Here is a 15,440-nt window from a genome sequence, read left to right on the forward strand (position 1 = left end):
CTCCGCTTGGTGAGCCGGGACGCCCTATAGCTCGGCGGGGACTGCCGGTCGGCGGGTGCGGGCAGTCGGTGGCTGATCGCGCAGTTCCCCGCGCCCCAAAGGGGCGCCCCTTTGGGGCGCGGTCAGGCGCAGCAGTCCGGGTCCAGTCCCCTCGGCAGGCTCTCGCCGCCGAACACCGTGCAGGTCGCCTCGTGGCCGCCGAGGGCGGCGACCGCGAGGAGGAGCGAGCCCGCGGTCCACGTGGTCAGTTCCTGGGGCCAGACGGCCTTGTCCTCGAATACGTAGCCCGTCCAGTAGAGGCCGCTGTCGGCGTCGCGCAGGTGCTGGATGGACTGGAGGACCTCCAGGGCTCGGTCGGACTCGCCCATCGCCCACAGGGTGAGGGCGAGTTCGGCTGATTCTCCGCCGGTGACCCACGGGTTGGGGACGACGCAGCGCACGCCCAGGTCGGGCACGACGAAGCGCTCCCAGCCTTCCTCCACACGGGACTTGGCCTCCGCGCCGGTCAGCGCGCCGCCCAGCACCGGGTAGTACCAGTCCATCGAGTAGCGGTCCTTGTCGAGGAACCGCTCCGGGTGCCGGCGGATCGCATGGCGCAGCGCGCCCACCGCCAACTCCCAGTCCGGCTGCGGCTCTTCGCGCTGCTCGGCGATGGCCAGCGCGCAGCTCAGCGCGTGGTGAATCGAGGAGGAACCGGTCAGGAGCGCGTCGGTGGTGAAGCTGCCGTCCTCCTCGCCCTTCCAGCCGATCTGCCCGCCGGGCTGCTGGAGCCCGAGGACGTACTCGATCGCGGCGTGGACGGCCGGCCACATGCGGTCCAGGAACGTGTCGTCCCCGGTGGACAGGTAGTGGTGCCAGACGCCTACGGCTATGTACGCGACGAAGTTCGTCTCGCGGCCGCGGTCGGTGACGTCCGCGAAGTCGCCGTCGGCGTAGGCCGCGTACCAGGAACCGTCCTCGTTCTGGTGGCGTGCGAGCCACTCGTACGCCCGCTCGGCGGCCTCGTGCTCGCCCGCCGCGTCCAGCGCCATCGCGGCCTCGGTGTGGTCCCAGGGGTCCAGGTGGTGCCCCCGGAACCAGGGGATCGCCCCGTCCTCCCGCTGCACGGCGAGGATGCCGCGCACGGTCGCGGCAGCCTGCTCGGCGGTGAGGACCCCGGGCAGGACGAGGTGTTCTGTCCGGGGAGTGGTCACCGGGCGTCCACCGACGGGAGGTGCGGCTTGGTCGCGTACGCCACGAAGCTCTTGCCGATCAGCGGGTTCAGGGCCTGCTCGGCGACCCGGGTGGCCAGGGGCTTCTTCATGATGTCCCAGACCAGCAGCTTGTGGTACGCCCGCACCGGCAGCGCCTTGTCGTTGTCGACGCCGAACGCGCACTTCAGCCACCAGTACGGCGAGTGCAGCGCGTGGGCGTGGTGCGTGCCGTACGGCTTCAGCCCGGCCTCCTTGATCTTGGCGATCAGCTCGTCCGCCTTGTAGATACGGATGTGACCGCCCTCGACCTCGTGGTAGGCGTCGGACAGCGTCCAGCACACCTTCTCGGGACCGTAGCGCGGGACGGTGATGGCGATACGGCCGCCCGGCTTCAACACCCTGACCATCTCGGCGAGTACGCCCTTGTCGTCCGGGATGTGCTCCATCACCTCGGAGATGATCACGACGTCGAAGGACTCGTCGGGGAAGGGCAGCGCCAGGGCGTCGCCCTCCATGGCCGTCGCGGTCGCGCCCTCGGGTGCCTCGCCGGCCTCCTTCATCGCCGCGAACCACTTCGCGACCTCGCGGATCTCCTCGGCGTTCTGGTCGAGCGCCACGACCTGCGCGCCGCGCCGGTAGCACTCGAACGCGTGCCGGCCGGCCCCGCAGCCGAGGTCCAGGACGCGGTCGCCCGGCGCGAGCGGGAACCGGGAGAAGTCGACGGTCAGCAAGTGGCCCTGCTTTCGGGATTGGATGCGGCTAGTTCTTCGACGACTGCGGGCTGCGGCTCTGCCATGGCTGCACGATGCGGCTCCGCCACAGGTGCGGGCTGCGGCTGTGCAACTGCCGCGCGATGCGGCTCCGCCACGGCTGTGGACTGCCGCTCCGCCACGCCTGCACCATGCGGCTCCGCCACGGCTCCGGGCTGCCGCTCCGCGACCGCTGTGCGGTGCGGCTCTGCGGCGGCGGGTACGAGCCGGCCGGTCGCGTCCGCTTCGACGCGTGGGCCGGCGATGGCCTCGCGGTATCTGGCCACCGTTCCCTCGGCGGCACGCGCCCAGGTGAAGTTCCGTAGCACCCGCTCGCGGCCGGCGCGGCCGAGCCGCGCCCTCAGCTCCGGGTCGCCCAGCAGGCGGCTCAGCCCCGCGGCCAGCGCTCCCGGGTCACCCGGGGGCACCGCCAGGCACGTCTCGCCGTCGCGGCCCGCGACCTCCGGGATCGCACCGCCGGTCGTCGCGACCAGGGGCGTGCCCGTCGCCATCGCCTCGGCCGCCGGGAGGGAGAAGCCCTCGTACAGGGACGGGACGCACGCGACCTCCGCCGAGCGGACCAGATCGACCAGTTCGGCGTCGGAGATGCCCTTCACGAAGTCGACGGCACCCTGGAGGCCGTACCGTCCGATCGCCTGCGCGACGGGGCCCTCCGCGGGCCGCTTGCCGACGACCACGAGGTGGGCGTCGGGGTGTTCGGTGCGGACCTTCGCCAGCGCCTCGACCAGGAACACCAGGCCCTTGAGCGGTACGTCCGCGCTGGACGTCGTCACGATCCGGCCCGGCACCACGGGCACGGACGGATCCGGCGAGAAGAGGTCCGTGTCGGCGCCGATGTGGACGACGTGGATCCGGTCGTCCCGTACGCCGAGGTGATCGACGATCTCCTGGCGGGAGGTGCCGGAGACGGTGAGGACCGAGGGCAGGTGACGCGCGACGCGCTTCTGCATGCGGGTGAAGGCGTACCAGCGGCGCTTGGACAGCCGCTGCTGCCATCCCTGCGCCGCGTCCAGTTCCAACTGGCGGTCCACGGTGATGGGGTGGTGGATGGTGGTGACGAGGGGCGCGCCGACGTCCCCCAACAGTCCGTAACCCAGCGTCTGGTTGTCGTGCACGACGTCGAACTCGCCGCGCCGGGCGCGGAGATGGCGGCGGGCGCGCAGCGAGAAGGTGAGCGGCTCGGGGAAGCCGCCGGTCCACATCGTCGCGACTTCCATCGCGTCGATCCAGTCGCGGTACTCGTCGCGTTTCGGGGTGCGGAAGGGGTCGGGCGAGCGGTAGAGGTCGAGGCTCGGCAGCTCGGTGAGGGTGAGACCCGGGTAGCCCTCGTCGAGGACGGGGTACGGCTGGGAGCCGATGACCTCGACGCGGTGGCCGAGGCGGGCCAGTTCGCGCGAGAGGTGCCGGACGTAGACGCCCTGGCCGCCGCAGAACGGGTTCCCTTTATAGGTGAGGAGTGCGATGTGGAGCGGTCGCTCGCCGTCGGCGGCGAGGTCCTCCTGGGGACCCGCCTGACTGGCCTCAGCGGTCACTCTGGGCCCCCTTCTGCGTGCACTGTCCCGCGAGATTACGCCGGGACGCTAATCTAGAACAAGTTTCAGACTTGATCGTCCAGGAGGCTCTGAATCTACCGGCAGGTAGGGGCGCGGTGAGCAGTGGATCAGGTGATTCGCGCCACGGCGGGCGCCCTGCCATGCTCGGTGCGATCACCAGGGCCTGTCCGGCGGATCAGGTCGGCTGTGAGATGCGGTTCCTCCCGGCCGACCCGAGCGGGGTCTGGTGCGTGCAGCTGCAAGGCGGAGGAGGGAGTCGACGCGGAGCGTCGGCGACCGACGACAACGCCGCAGATGCGCGCACCAGGGCCCGCGACGCCGAGCTGATCGGCCGGACAGGCCCTGACCCTCACCGACTGTCACGTAACGGGAACCATGCCAGCGCAAGCGAAGGTGGCCAAGGTGGAATCAAGTACCTCGCAACCGGCCTCCCCGCCCCTCACGGAGCGGCAGGAGGCGCGTCGTCGGCGCATCCTGCACGCGAGCGCGCAGCTGGCCAGCCGGGGCGGTTTCGACGCCGTACAGATGCGTGAGGTCGCCGAGTCCTCGCAGGTGGCCCTGGGCACGCTCTACCGCTACTTCCCGTCCAAGATCCATCTGCTGGTCGCCACGATGCAGGACCAGTTGGAGCACATGCACGGGACGCTGCGGAAGAAGCCGCCGACGGGTGACACGGCGGCGCAGCGGGTCGCGGAGACACTGATGCGGGCCTTCCGGGCGCTGCAGCGCGAGCCACATCTGGCCGACGCGATGGTCCGCGCCCTCACCTTCGCCGACCGCAGCGTCTCGCCCGAGGTCGACCAGGTCTCCCGCCAGACCACGGTGATCATCCTGGACGCGATCGGCCTGGAGAACCCCACCCCCGAGCAGCTCTCGGCGGTCCGCGTCATCGAGCACACCTGGCACTCGGCCCTGATCACCTGGCTCTCGGGCCGCGCCTCCATCGCCCAGGTCAAGATCGACATCGAGACGGTGTGCCGCCTGATCGACCTGACGGACCCGGCCGCGGGGAGTGCGGCCCGCGGCTGAGGCACACGCACAGAACCTACGAGACGGGTTCCCTTCGCCGGCATTGTCCGGATCAGGTCCTGGGGGTCGCCTTCCGGCCCTGCTGCTGCCTTCCGGCCTCTCAGCCCCACCGTCGACGTCGGCCCCGGCGGATGCGTCTGCGTCTCGCCAAAGTCGGCTACTCCGGTGGAACTCCCTCACTCGCCTCGTAGGCCACTTCTCAGGATAGAACGCCTTTCAGCCAATGAAACCCCCTGAAGGCTGATTTTTTGGACACCGCCTTCTCGAGTTCGGCCCTCACCCCCACTCCTCTTCGGCCCTTGCCGCTACTCCTCTTCGGCCCTTACTCCTCCGGCGGAAACACCGGCTCCCCGCTCCCCAGCAGGGTGATCACTATGGCCTCCACCGGGCAGTTCTCCGCCGCCTCCAGAATGCGTTCGTTGGCGTCGGAATCCGGCTCGACCGGGTGGGACTGCATGGCGGAGTCGAGGCGGAAGGCGCCGGCGGCCCGGTGGGCGCACTGGGCGGAGCCGATGCAGACGGAGCGGTCGACCTCGACGTGCCAGCGGTCACCCATGGCGGCTCAGCCCTCCCAGCCGGCCGGGAGATGGATCATCTTGTGTTCGAGGAACTCGCCGTAGCCCTCGGGGCCGAACTCCCGCCCCAGCCCGGAGTTCTTGTAGCCGCCGAAGGGGCCGAGCATGTCGAGGCTGAAGGTGTTGACCGAATACGTGCCGGTACGGACCTGGCGGGCGACGTCGATGCCGTGCGCCACGTCCGACGTCCACACGCTGCCGCTCAGCCCGTAGTCCGAGTCGTTCGCGATCTTCAGGGCCTCGGACTCGTCGCCGTAGGGCAGCAGGCAGATCACCGGGCCGAAGATCTCCTCCCGGGCGATCCGCATCGAGTTGTCGACGTCACCGAAGAGCGTCGGCTCGACGTACCAGCCCCGCTCCAGGCCCGGCGGGCGGCCGCCACCGGTGAGGATCTTGGCGCCCTCCTCCTGGCCGATGCGGATGTAGTCGAGGTTGCGCTGCTGCTGGCGCCGGGCCACCAGGGGGCCGACCTGTGTCGCCGTGTCCAGCGGGTCGCCGACGACCAGCGCGCTCGCCGCCGCCGCGAAGGCGTCCGCGAACTCGTCGTAGCGGGAGCGCGGGAGCAGGATGCGGGTCTGGGCCACGCAGGCCTGACCGTTGTTCATCCAGGCCGCCGGGACGACGCCCGCGACGGTGGTCGCGAGGTCCGCGTCGGGAAGGACCACGGCCGCCGACTTGCCGCCCAGCTCCAGGGTCACGCGCGTGAGATTGCGCGACGCCACCTCCATCACACGCTTCCCGGCGGCCACCGATCCCGTGAAGGAGACCTTGTCGATCCCCGGGTGCCCGACCAGGTACTCGCTGACCTCGCGGTCGGCCGGGAGGATCGACAGGACACCCTCCGGCAGCCCGGCCTCACGGGTGATCTCGGCGAGGACGTACGCGTCCAGCGGCGACTCGGGCGACGGCTTGAGCACCACGGTGCAGCCGGTGAGCAGCGCGGGCGCGAGCTTGGCGGCGGCCACGAACTGCGGGACGTTCCAGGGCACTACGGCCGCCACGACACCGACCGGTTCGCGGCGCACGAGGATCCTGCCGAGCACGCCGTCGCGCGTCTCCTCGTACGTGAAGTTCCGCGCGACGGTGATCGCCGCGTCCCACACCATCATCGCGCCGAGTGCCTGCGCGAGGACGCTCCAGGAGTACGGCGACCCGTTCTCGGAGGAGATCACGCGGGCGATCTCCTCGTGCCGTACGGCGATCGCGTCCTTGATACGGCTGACGACCTCGATCCGCTCGTCGAGCGACATCCGCGGCCAGGGCCCCTCGTCGAACGCCGTCCGCGCGGCCGCGACCGCCCGGTCCACATCCGCCGTGGAAGCATGCGGCACGCGTCCGATGACCTCCTCCGTGTGCGGCGAGATCACCTCGATGACGCCCTTGCCGAGGGGGTCGGTCAACTCCCCGCCGATGAACAGCTGTCCGTGTTCCACGAGCTCGGTCATGGCCGACTGCCTTCCCGGGAGCTGACTCTGACGGTTCATCAGATACGGGAACTGATACCAGTTCCCCTCGGAGGAGTCCACAGACCGCACACCGCGTCACGACACCTCCGCGACGGCTGCGCAGTGGCTCGGGCGCCCGATCGATGACTTGGGCTCCCATTGGAACTGGTTCTAGTTATAGTGACGGGAACGCGGCGACAGGGGAGCCCATGGCACAGGTCAGCGACCACGGCGGCGGTGTGCGGTCCGTCCAGGTTCCCATCCCGGACAATCCCCTGGGATACACGCTCGTGTACGTCGTCGACACCGATCGCGGGCCGGTGCTGGTCGACACGGGGTGGGACGACCCCGCGTCCTGGGGCACCCTCGTCGAGGGGCTGGCAGCCGCTGGTACGGCAGTGGGCGAGGTGCACGGTGTCGTCATCACCCACCACCACCCCGACCACCACGGCCTGTCCGGCAGGGTGCGCGAGGCGTCCGGGGCCTGGATCGCGATGCATACCGCGGACTCGGCGATCGTGCGGCGCACCCGGGAGACCCGGCCCGGGCGCTGGTTCTCGTACATGACCGCCAAGCTCACCGCGGCCGGCGCCCCCGAGGAGCACGTGGCGCCCCTGCGCGACGCGGCCCCCCGCACCACCCTGCCGGGCTTCTCCCCCGCCCTGCCCGACCGCGAGATCGTCCCCGGCGAGCTCCTCGACCTCCCGGGCCGCCGGCTGCGAGCCATCTGGACTCCGGGGCACACCCCCGGCCACGTCTGCCTGCACCTGGAGGAGGAGCACCCGGCCCGACTCCCGGGCAGCGGACGCCTGTTCTCCGGCGACCACCTCCTCCCCCGGATCACCCCCCACATCGGCCTCTACGAAGACCCCGACGACGCGACCGTCACCGATCCCCTCGGCGACTACCTCGACTCCCTGGAGCGGGTCGGGCGGCTGGCAGCCGCCGAGGTGCTGCCCGCGCATCAGCACACGTTCACCGACGCGGCGGCCCGCGTACGGGAGTTGCTCGCGCACCACGAGGAACGGCTCACCGGTCTGCTCGCCCTCCTGGTCGAACCGCTCACCGCCTGGCAGGTCGCCGAGCGCATGGAGTGGAACCGGCCCTGGGCACAAATCCCCTACGGATCAAGGAACATCGCGGTCTCGGAGGCCGAGGCGCACCTGCGGCGGCTGGCCAAGCTGGGGCGGGCGGAGTCGGTGGCGGGGAGCGATCCGGTGACGTACGTGGCCGTGTAAAGCGCTCGCACCTCGTGGGTGTCCGCTGATACCAACATCTCCATGAACCCCACGGACCCCATGGACCCCACGGAGCAACTCCTCGCCGAACGCGCCTGTGAACGTCTGATCCTCGACCTCGTCCACCGCCTCGACCTCGGTGAACCCGCCTCCGTGGCCGAGCTGTTCACCGAGGACGGCGTGTGGGAGTGGCCCCCTCCGGGGGACGGGCGGAGGTCCGAGGGGCGGGAGGAGCTGCGGGCGTACTTCGGTTCCCGGCCGCCGGACAAGCTCTCCCGGCGGGTCATGTCCAACGTCCGGGTCACGGTGACGTCGGCGGACACGGCCGAGGCCACGTCGTACTTCACGACGTACCGCGTCGAAGGCTGGTCGGGCGGCATGGTGCCGGCCGGGCCGCCGGTCCAGGTCGGCCACTACGAGGACACCTTCCGCCGCGTCGACGGCCGGTGGCTGCTCGCCTCCCGGACGCTGCACCTCCCGTTCGGCGGCCCCACTCCCCGGCAGGGACGCGGCACTCTCGACCCGGCCGGCACCGACCGTGCTCCCGTCGTCCCCTTCCCGTGAGCCCGGACCTGCCCGGCCCGCCCACCCCGTCCGCCACGCCTGCCTCTCGGACCTCACAGGCTGCCCTCGGGGCGCTCGTTACGGGCCGGTAGAGTGGCCGGGTCGTCATCACGCCGTACGGGGGGAAGCCGGTGCAATTCCGGCGCTGACCCTCCCCCAGTGCCTCAAGGGCCTGGGAGGTACCCCCACCGTGAACCGTCCACCGAAGGCGGTCGGCCGGAGTGCCCCGCACGGTCGTGACCGGCTCACGTGTGCCGGCGGCCTGCCGGTGCACGGCACCGTCGAGGCACACGGAGCCGAGCCGCCCGGGGTGTCCCGTGCTGCCCGCTCCCGCAGGGAGAGGCACCCGCCGATCATGAACGTCGTCCGCCGCAGCGCCGCGGTCCTGGCAGCCACCGCTGTGATCGGCGCGGCCGCGCCCGCCGTGGCCGCATCCGCGTCGCCGTCCCCGTCCGTGGCGATACCCGACGGTCTGTACGGCACCGCCGACCCCAAGTACGACGGCGTCTGGCGACAGTCGCTGGCGCTGCTCGCGCAGGACACCGTCGGCGTGAAGCCCGCCGCGAAGGCGGTGGACTGGCTGCTGGGCCAGCAGTGCGCGAGCGGGGCGTACGCGGCGTTCCGCGCGGATGCGGCGAAGGCCTGCGACGCCAAGCTGATGGTCGACACGAACAGCACGGCCGCCGCCGTTCAGGCACTCGCCGTGCTCGGCGGCCACGACACGGAGACCGGCAAGGCGGTCGGCTGGCTGAAGTCCGTGCAGAACGAGGACGGCGGCTGGGGCTACTCGCCGGGCGGAGCGAGCGACGCGAACTCGACGTCCGTCGTCATCGGCGCGCTGACCGCCGTCGGCGAGCAGCCCGCGCAGGTCGTCAAGGGCGAGAAGGGCGGCAAGGGCGGGAAGTCGCCCTACGACGCCCTGTTGAAGTTCGCTCTCCCCTGCGACGGGGGCGGCGCGGGCGCCTTCGCCTTCCAGCCGGACAAGAAGGGCACGTTGGCCGCCAACGCGGACGCGACGGCGGCTGCCGTGGTGGGCGCGCTCGGCAAGGGGCTGGCCGGGGACGACGTGAAGCCGGCCGGGACGGCCGTGACGTGCAAGGGAGCGGACGACCGCGAGCAGGCGGCGCGCAACGGCGCCGCGTACCTCATCAAGGCACTGGCCAAGGACAGGCACCTGACGTCGACGCTCCCCGGCGCCAAACCCCAGCCCGACTACGGCAACACGGCCGACGCGGTCCTCGCGCTCGCGACCGCCGGTCAGGGCGACAAGGCGGCCGACGCCATGCGCTGGCTGGAGGGCAACTCCCGGGCGTGGGCGAAGCAGGGCGGACCGGCCGCGTACGCGCAGCTGATCCTCGCCGCGAACGCGGAGAGCGCCGACGTGCGCGACTTCGGCGGCCAGGATCTCGTCTCGCTTCTCGACGCGACCGGCCCGAAGCCCGCCTCCGTCCCGGCGTCCGCCGCGCCCGCCAAGGACTCGGGCCGGGCAGACCACAAGGACGACTCCAGTGGCTCCGGTGTCAGTGTCTGGTGGATCGTCGGCGTGGGCCTCGTCGGCGGCATCGGCGTCGGTTTCCTGCTCAGCGGCCGCACCAAGAGGCGACAGCCGTGATACGGCGCTGCGCGCTGCTCCTCGCCGCACTGTTCCTGACCCTGGCCGGCAGCGGCCGGGCGCAGGCGGTCGGCTACCGCTACTGGTCGTTCTGGGACTACGACGCCGGTCACTGGACCTACGCCACCCAGGGCCCCGCCACCACGCGCCCCGACGACGGCGCCGTCCAGGGCTTCCGCTTCTCGGTGAGCGAGGACTCGAGCGACTCGGCGAAGCCGCGCGGGAAGGCGTCGTTCCCGGTGATCTGCGCGCGGACGCCGGCGCGGGACGGCATGAAGCGCGTGGCTCTCGTCATCGACTTCGGTACGGCGGCGGACGCCCCGTCCGGCGAGACGCCGCCGGTGGGTCGTACGGCCTGCGCGCGGGTGTCGTCCGACGGGACCACGGCGGAGGCGCTGGCGTCGGTGGCGAAGCCGCTGCGGTACGACACCAACGCCCTGTTGTGCGCCATCGCGGGGTATCCCCACAAGGGGTGCGGGGAACAGGCCTCCGGCGGGAAGAAGCCGACGGCTGCCGCGGCTTCGGCGAAGTCCGGGGAGACGGAGGGCGGGCCGGCCGTGGGGCTGTTCGTGGGGGCCGGAGCGGTCGCGCTGATCGGTGCGGCGGCCGTGTGGCAGGCACGGCGACGCAGGCATGTGTAGTCGTCCCCTGCTGCACCCCGGTGCCTGGTGGCTGTGGTCCCTGGGCCTGGGCACCGCGGCCACCCGCACCACCAACCCCCTCCTCCTGGCCCTGCTCGTCGCGACGTCCGCCTACGTCGTCGCCACCTGCCGCACCCGGGCCCCCTGGTCCCGCTCCTACCCCGCCTTCCTCAAGCTCGCCCTCGCCGTCCTCGTCATCCGCCTCTTCTTCGCAGTGGCCCTCGGCTCCCCCGTCCCCGGCACGCACGTGATCGTCACCCTCCCCGAACTCCCCCTCCCCCACTGGGCGCAGGGCATCCGGCTGGGCGGCAAGGTCACCGCCGAATCACTCACCTTCGCCTTCTACGACGGCCTGAAGCTGGCCACGCTGCTCATCTGCGTGGGCGCCGCGAACGCCCTGGCCAACCCGTCCCGTCTGCTCAAGTCCCTCCCGGGCGCGCTGTACGAGACCGGCGTCGCGGTGGTCGTCGCCCTCACCTTCGCGCCGCACCTCATCGCCGACGTCCAGCGTCTGCGCGCCGCCCGTCGCCTGCGCGGCCGCCCCGACAGCGGCCTGCGCGGTCTGCTGCAGGTCGGACTCCCGGTGCTGGAGGGCGCGTTGGAGCGTTCCGTCGCCCTGGCCGCCGCGATGGACGCCCGCGGTTACGGCCGCAGCGCCGAGGTCGCGACCGGCGTACGCCGGACCACCGCGGCTCTCACCCTCGGCGGACTGCTCGGTGTCTGCGCGGGAACGTACGGGCTGCTGACCGCCGAAGGCGGCACCTACGGGCTGCCCCTGCTGTTCGCCGGGGTCGCCGCGGCGCTGGCGGGGCTGCGGCTGGGCGGCCGTCGCAGCCTGCGCACCCGGTACCGCCCGGACCGGTGGGACCTGCGGGCCTGGCTGGTCGCGGGGTCCGGTGCCGCGGTCGCCGGGCTGCTGACCCTCGCCGCCGCGGACGATCCACAGGCCCTGCACCCCGGTGTCGTCCCGCTCGTCGCCCCCACCCTCCCGCTGTGGCCGGCGGCAGCCGTACTGCTCGGCCTGCTGCCGTCCTTCGTCGCCCCCAAGGAGCCGTCGTGATCCGCTTCGAGGATGTCTCCGTGACGTACGACGGGGCGGCCGAACCCACCGTGCTGGGCGTGGACTTCGAGGTGCCGGAGGGTGAACTCGTGCTGCTGGTGGGCCCGTCGGGGGTCGGCAAGTCGACCGTCCTGGGTACCGTCAGCGGGCTCGTCCCGCACTTCACGGGAGGCACGCTCAGGGGCCGTGTCACGGTGGCCGGACGCGACACCCGTACCCACAGACCACGCGAACTTGCGGATGTCGTGGGCACGGTCGGGCAGGACCCGCTCTCCCACTTCGTGACGGACACCGTCGAGGACGAACTCGCTTACGGAATGGAGTCGTTGGGGCTGGCACCGGAGGTGATGCGGCGCCGTGTCGAGGAGACCCTCGACCTGCTCGGCCTGGCCGGTCTCCGCGACCGCCCCATCGCCACCCTGTCCGGGGGACAGCAGCAGCGCGTCGCCATCGGCTCGGTCCTCACCCCGCATCCCAGGGTCCTGGTCCTCGACGAACCGACCTCGGCCCTCGACCCCGCGGCCGCCGAGGAGGTCCTCGCCGTCCTCCAACGTCTGGTCCACGACCTCGGCACGACCGTACTGCTGGCAGAACACCGCCTGGAACGCGTCATCCAGTACGCCGACCTGGTCGCCGTCCTGCCCGCCCCCGGGATGGCACCCGTGCTCGGCACGCCGGCCGCGATGATGGCCGTATCCCCGGTGTACCCGCCTGTGGTCGGGCTCGGCCGCCTGGCCGAATGGGCCCCGTTGCCGCTGACGGTGCGCGACGCACGGCGCCGGGCGGGGGGTCTTCGAGAGCGGCTGGCCGAGCAGCGGACACAGACCGCGGCAGGAGGCGTGGAGCATGAGGTCACCGCCGCGGGCGGCGTGGAGCATGGGGTCACCGTGGCAGACGGCGTGGAGCATGAGGTCACCGCGGCAGACGACCCGAAGCAGCAGGTGACCGCGGCAGACGGCATGGACCATGAGGAGGCCGCCGCAGACGACCCGAAGCACGAGGTCACCTCGGCAGACGGCGTGGAGCACGAGGGGGCCGCGGCGGACAGCCCGAGGCGCGCAGTGATCACCGCAGCGGCGAAAGTGGACGCGGACCCGCCCCGGTGGCCCTGGCCCTTCCCCGCCCGCAGGCGCAGGAGCGCCCGCACGGCAGTCGCGTCCCCGACTCCCGTCCCTACCGCGGAAGTTCGCGCCCTGGCCGTCCGCCGCGAGCGGGTCGACGCCCTCCGGCACGTCGATCTCACCGTCGCCCCCGGCGAGACGATCGCTCTCATGGGGCGCAACGGGGCCGGCAAGTCGACACTGCTCAACACACTCGTCGGGCTGGTCGAACCGTCCGCCGGAACGGTCCGGGTCGGCGGTGTCGTCCCCCACCGCACGGCGCCCCCGGACCTCGTGCGCCGGGTGGGCCTCGTACCCCAGGAGCCTCGCGACCTCCTCTACGCCGACACGGTCGCCGGCGAGTGCGCGGCGGCCGACCGGGACGCCCGGGCGGAACCGGGCACCTGCCGGTCACTGGTGTCGGAGCTGCTTCCCGGCATCACCGACGACGTCCATCCGCGCGACCTCTCCGAGGGCCAGCGCCTCACGCTCGCGCTGGCCGTCGTGCTGACCGCGCGGCCACCGCTGCTGCTCCTCGACGAACCGACCCGCGGCCTGGACTACGCGGCGAAGGCCCGCCTGGTGACCGTGTTGCGCGCTCTGGCCGCCGAGGGGCACACGATCGTCCTGGCCACGCATGACGTGGAGCTGGCCGCCGAACTCGCCCACCGGGTGGTGCTGCTGGCCGACGGCGAGGTGATCGCCGACGGCCCGACGGCCGACGTGGTCGTCTCGTCCCCCTCCTTCGCCCCGCAGATCACCAAGATCCTGGCCCCGCAGAAGTGGCTCACCGTCACCCAGGTCCGGGAGGCACTCGCATGACCAGCACCCTGGCGGCCAGGGCTTCCCACCTCGGCGTCCGCTCCCGCACCGCCGACACCCTCGGCCTCGCCCCCCTCTTCCCCACCCCCCTCACATCACTCACGGTCACCCAGGCACGGAGGGCGCAAGGATGACCACGACTCCCCACGCGAGGACGGTCCGCCCCACCCCCCGCACCAGGGCCGTCCACCTCGGCCCCCGCTCCGTCACCGCCCTCCTCCTCGTCAGCGCCGTCGGTGTCGTCGGCTTCGGCTGGCCCTTCCTCGCCCCGCCGGCCTCGCAGTTGAGTGCGCATGCCCAGGACGCGCCCTGGCTGTTCGCGGGACTGCTGGTGCTGCTGGTCGCCGTGGTGGCGGCGACGATCTCCGAGTCGGGCCTCGGGCCGAAGGCGGTCGCCATGCTGGGCGTGCTCGCGGCGACCGGGGCCGCCCTGCGCCCGCTCGGCGCCGGAACCGCGGGCATCGAGCCGATGTTCTTCCTGATGGTGCTGAGCGGGCGGGTACTCGGCCCCGGCTTCGGCTTCACCCTCGGCTCGCTCACCATGTTCGCGTCCGCGCTGCTCACGGGCGGGGTGGGCCCATGGATGCCGTTCCAGATGCTGGCGATGGGATGGTTCACGATGGGGGCCGGGCTGCTGCCGGGCCCGGACCGGCTCCGGGGGCGGGGCGAACTCGCCCTCCTCGCCCTCTACGGTTTCCTCGCCGCCTTCGCCTACGGCACGCTCCTGAACCTGGCCGGCTGGCCCTTCATCGGCGCGCTCGCCTCCGGCATCGCCTTCGACCCGCACGCAGCCGTCCCCGCCAATCTGGCCCGTTTCCTCGCGTACTGCGCGGCCACCTCGCTGGGCTGGGACCTGGGTCGGGCCACGGTCACCGTGGTGCTGACGCTCAGCCTCGGCCCGGCCGTACTCAGGGCGCTACGCAGAGCCACCCGACGGGCGGCGTTCGAGACCGCGGTCACATTCGAGTCCTGTTGACCGGTGAACCACCCCACATGACCCACATCACCCACTAACTACCCTAGTAGTGCATATCGGACGCCATGTCCACGCCATAAGCGCCTCTGACCTGCACTTTGAGAGCCAGGTCACACCACCCTCGCCTCCCCCACATACGACCACAACTAGCAAATAGGGTCATTGCGGACGCCTTCCGAGCCTGTTTCTCTGGATGACGTCGCACGGCGCCGACGAGCCCCAGGGCCTCGGCGCCGACGCATGCCCCCCGGGGCAGCACGCGACACCCTGTCCCCGAAGAAAAGGTTCCTCGTGTCCGTCTCCCGCATCGCCCGCACCCTCACGTCCCCGAAGAAGGCCCTCGCCTCCGCCGCCGTGGCCGCCGCCACCGCCGGCCTGGTGCTGACCGCGGCTCCCGCTCACGCCGCGACCGCCAACTCGGCCGCGGGTGCCCAGACGATCGCGCACAAGATGATCCCGAGCGCGGCCCAGTACAACGCCTTCAGCAAGATCGTGGAGCACGAGAGCGGCTGGAACGTCACCGCCACCAACTCGTCCTCCGGCGCCTACGGCCTGGTCCAGGCTCTGCCCGGCTCGAAGATGGCCTCCGCCGGCGCGGACTGGAAGACCAGTGCCAAGACCCAGATCAAGTGGGGTCTGGACTACATGAACTCCCGCTACGGCAGCCCGACCGGCGCCTGGGCCTTCTGGCAGGCCAACGGCTGGTACTGAGCCACGCCGAACCCAGACACGCCGAGCCGGGCCACACCGGCCTGACGACGCCCGCAAGACCGAAGGCGGCGGCCCCCGATCCCCCGGGCCGCCGCCTTCGCCATGCCCCGGACCCAGGTTCCGGCCCCGACCCCGACCCCTGTCCCTGTCC

Annotated in this window: 15 protein-coding genes; 10 read left to right on the top strand and 5 right to left on the bottom strand. The window is 71.9% G+C overall.

Annotation, left to right across the window (positions count from 1 at the left end; all coding sequences use genetic code 11):
• Positions 1-122 precede the first annotated feature (122 nt).
• The 3 genes from ACYUED_RS12890 to ACYUED_RS12900 are packed head-to-tail and all read right to left on the bottom strand — an operon-like array spanning position 123 to position 3,495.
• Positions 123-1,193, bottom strand: coding sequence for a prenyltransferase/squalene oxidase repeat-containing protein (locus ACYUED_RS12890; protein ID WP_491292424.1), 1,071 nt, complete (start codon positions 1,191-1,193; stop codon positions 123-125).
• The gene (locus ACYUED_RS12895; protein WP_266513430.1) at positions 1,190-1,924 is read right to left on the bottom strand and encodes a class I SAM-dependent methyltransferase; all 735 of its coding nucleotides are present in this window, start codon (positions 1,922-1,924) and stop codon (positions 1,190-1,192) included. Before ACYUED_RS12895 ends, ACYUED_RS12890 begins: the two co-directional genes overlap by 4 nt.
• Positions 1,918-3,495 carry a glycosyltransferase family 4 protein gene (locus ACYUED_RS12900; RefSeq protein ID WP_491292425.1) on the bottom strand — a complete coding sequence of 526 codons (1,578 nt, stop codon included), beginning with the start codon at positions 3,493-3,495 and terminating at the stop codon, positions 1,918-1,920. Before ACYUED_RS12900 ends, ACYUED_RS12895 begins: the two co-directional genes overlap by 7 nt.
• Positions 3,496-3,891: 396 nt before the next feature.
• On the opposite strand from ACYUED_RS12900, the gene ACYUED_RS12905 reads away from it, so the two are divergent.
• Positions 3,892-4,545 carry a TetR family transcriptional regulator gene (locus ACYUED_RS12905; protein ID WP_491292426.1) on the top strand — a complete coding sequence of 218 codons (654 nt, stop codon included), beginning with the start codon at positions 3,892-3,894 and terminating at the stop codon, positions 4,543-4,545.
• A 322-nt stretch (positions 4,546-4,867) separates the two neighbouring features.
• Here the strand turns inward: ACYUED_RS12905 and ACYUED_RS12910 are convergent, their stop codons facing one another.
• Together ACYUED_RS12910 and ACYUED_RS12915 are read right to left on the bottom strand one after the other, a co-directional pair.
• Positions 4,868-5,101: a ferredoxin gene (locus ACYUED_RS12910; RefSeq protein WP_491292427.1), complete on the bottom strand. Its 234-nt coding sequence runs from the start codon at positions 5,099-5,101 to the stop codon at positions 4,868-4,870.
• A 6-nt stretch (positions 5,102-5,107) separates the two neighbouring features.
• Complete coding sequence (locus ACYUED_RS12915) at positions 5,108-6,565, bottom strand: aldehyde dehydrogenase (protein ID WP_491292428.1); 1,458 nt, start codon at positions 6,563-6,565, stop codon at positions 5,108-5,110.
• 209 nt (positions 6,566-6,774) lie between these two features.
• Between ACYUED_RS12915 and ACYUED_RS12920 the strand changes: the two genes are divergently transcribed.
• The 9 genes from ACYUED_RS12920 (at position 6,775) to ACYUED_RS12960 (ending at position 15,289) form a co-directional block, all read left to right on the top strand.
• On the top strand, positions 6,775-7,803 hold the full coding sequence (locus ACYUED_RS12920) for a Strvi_7410 family MBL fold metallo-hydrolase (protein WP_491292429.1): 1,029 nt from the start codon (positions 6,775-6,777) through the stop codon (positions 7,801-7,803).
• Between the two features lie 60 nt (positions 7,804-7,863).
• The gene (locus ACYUED_RS12925; RefSeq protein WP_491294228.1) at positions 7,864-8,367 is read left to right on the top strand and encodes a nuclear transport factor 2 family protein; all 504 of its coding nucleotides are present in this window, start codon (positions 7,864-7,866) and stop codon (positions 8,365-8,367) included.
• Positions 8,368-8,722: 355 nt separating this feature from the next.
• Positions 8,723-9,979, top strand: a complete 1,257-nt coding sequence (locus ACYUED_RS12930; RefSeq protein ID WP_491294229.1) for an SCO2321 family membrane protein — start codon at positions 8,723-8,725, stop codon at positions 9,977-9,979.
• A complete protein-coding gene (locus ACYUED_RS12935; RefSeq protein WP_491292430.1) occupies positions 9,976-10,620 on the top strand; it encodes an SCO2322 family protein in 645 nt (214 codons plus the stop codon). The genes ACYUED_RS12930 and ACYUED_RS12935 overlap by 4 nt, the downstream gene beginning before the upstream one ends.
• Positions 10,613-11,680, top strand: coding sequence for an energy-coupling factor transporter transmembrane component T (locus tag ACYUED_RS12940; protein ID WP_491292431.1), 1,068 nt, complete (start codon positions 10,613-10,615; stop codon positions 11,678-11,680). The genes ACYUED_RS12935 and ACYUED_RS12940 overlap by 8 nt, the downstream gene beginning before the upstream one ends.
• Entirely contained in the window at positions 11,677-13,602 is a 1,926-nt protein-coding gene (locus ACYUED_RS12945) for an ATP-binding cassette domain-containing protein (RefSeq protein ID WP_491292432.1), read from the top strand. The genes ACYUED_RS12940 and ACYUED_RS12945 overlap by 4 nt, the downstream gene beginning before the upstream one ends.
• The gene (locus ACYUED_RS12950) at positions 13,599-13,736 is read left to right on the top strand and encodes a hypothetical protein (protein ID WP_491292433.1); all 138 of its coding nucleotides are present in this window, start codon (positions 13,599-13,601) and stop codon (positions 13,734-13,736) included. The genes ACYUED_RS12945 and ACYUED_RS12950 overlap by 4 nt, the downstream gene beginning before the upstream one ends.
• Positions 13,733-14,578, top strand: coding sequence for an ECF transporter S component (locus ACYUED_RS12955; protein WP_491292434.1), 846 nt, complete (start codon positions 13,733-13,735; stop codon positions 14,576-14,578). The genes ACYUED_RS12950 and ACYUED_RS12955 overlap by 4 nt, the downstream gene beginning before the upstream one ends.
• A 291-nt stretch (positions 14,579-14,869) precedes the next feature.
• Positions 14,870-15,289 carry an aggregation-promoting factor C-terminal-like domain-containing protein gene (locus tag ACYUED_RS12960; RefSeq protein ID WP_491292435.1) on the top strand — a complete coding sequence of 140 codons (420 nt, stop codon included), beginning with the start codon at positions 14,870-14,872 and terminating at the stop codon, positions 15,287-15,289.
• The last annotated feature ends 151 nt before the right edge of the window (positions 15,290-15,440 follow it).

Source organism: Streptomyces sp. DF42 (genome assembly GCF_058267695.1).

Bases quoted from the DNA above. Each gene is read 5' to 3' on its own strand.
- ACYUED_RS12930 (WP_491294229.1), top strand. From the start codon at position 8,723: ATGAACGTCGTCCGCCGCAGCGCCGCGGTCCTGGCAGCCACCGCTGTG.
- ACYUED_RS12940 (WP_491292431.1), top strand. From the start codon at position 10,613: ATGTGTAGTCGTCCCCTGCTGCACCCCGGTGCCTGGTGGCTGTGGTCC.
- ACYUED_RS12905 (WP_491292426.1), top strand. From the start codon at position 3,892: ATGCCAGCGCAAGCGAAGGTGGCCAAGGTGGAATCAAGTACCTCGCAA.
- ACYUED_RS12925 (WP_491294228.1), top strand. From the start codon at position 7,864: ATGGACCCCACGGAGCAACTCCTCGCCGAACGCGCCTGTGAACGTCTG.
- ACYUED_RS12910 (WP_491292427.1), bottom strand. From the start codon at position 5,101: ATGGGTGACCGCTGGCACGTCGAGGTCGACCGCTCCGTCTGCATCGGC.
- ACYUED_RS12920 (WP_491292429.1), top strand. From the start codon at position 6,775: ATGGCACAGGTCAGCGACCACGGCGGCGGTGTGCGGTCCGTCCAGGTT.
- ACYUED_RS12915 (WP_491292428.1), bottom strand. From the start codon at position 6,565: ATGACCGAGCTCGTGGAACACGGACAGCTGTTCATCGGCGGGGAGTTG.
- ACYUED_RS12950 (WP_491292433.1), top strand. From the start codon at position 13,599: ATGACCAGCACCCTGGCGGCCAGGGCTTCCCACCTCGGCGTCCGCTCC.
- ACYUED_RS12955 (WP_491292434.1), top strand. From the start codon at position 13,733: ATGACCACGACTCCCCACGCGAGGACGGTCCGCCCCACCCCCCGCACC.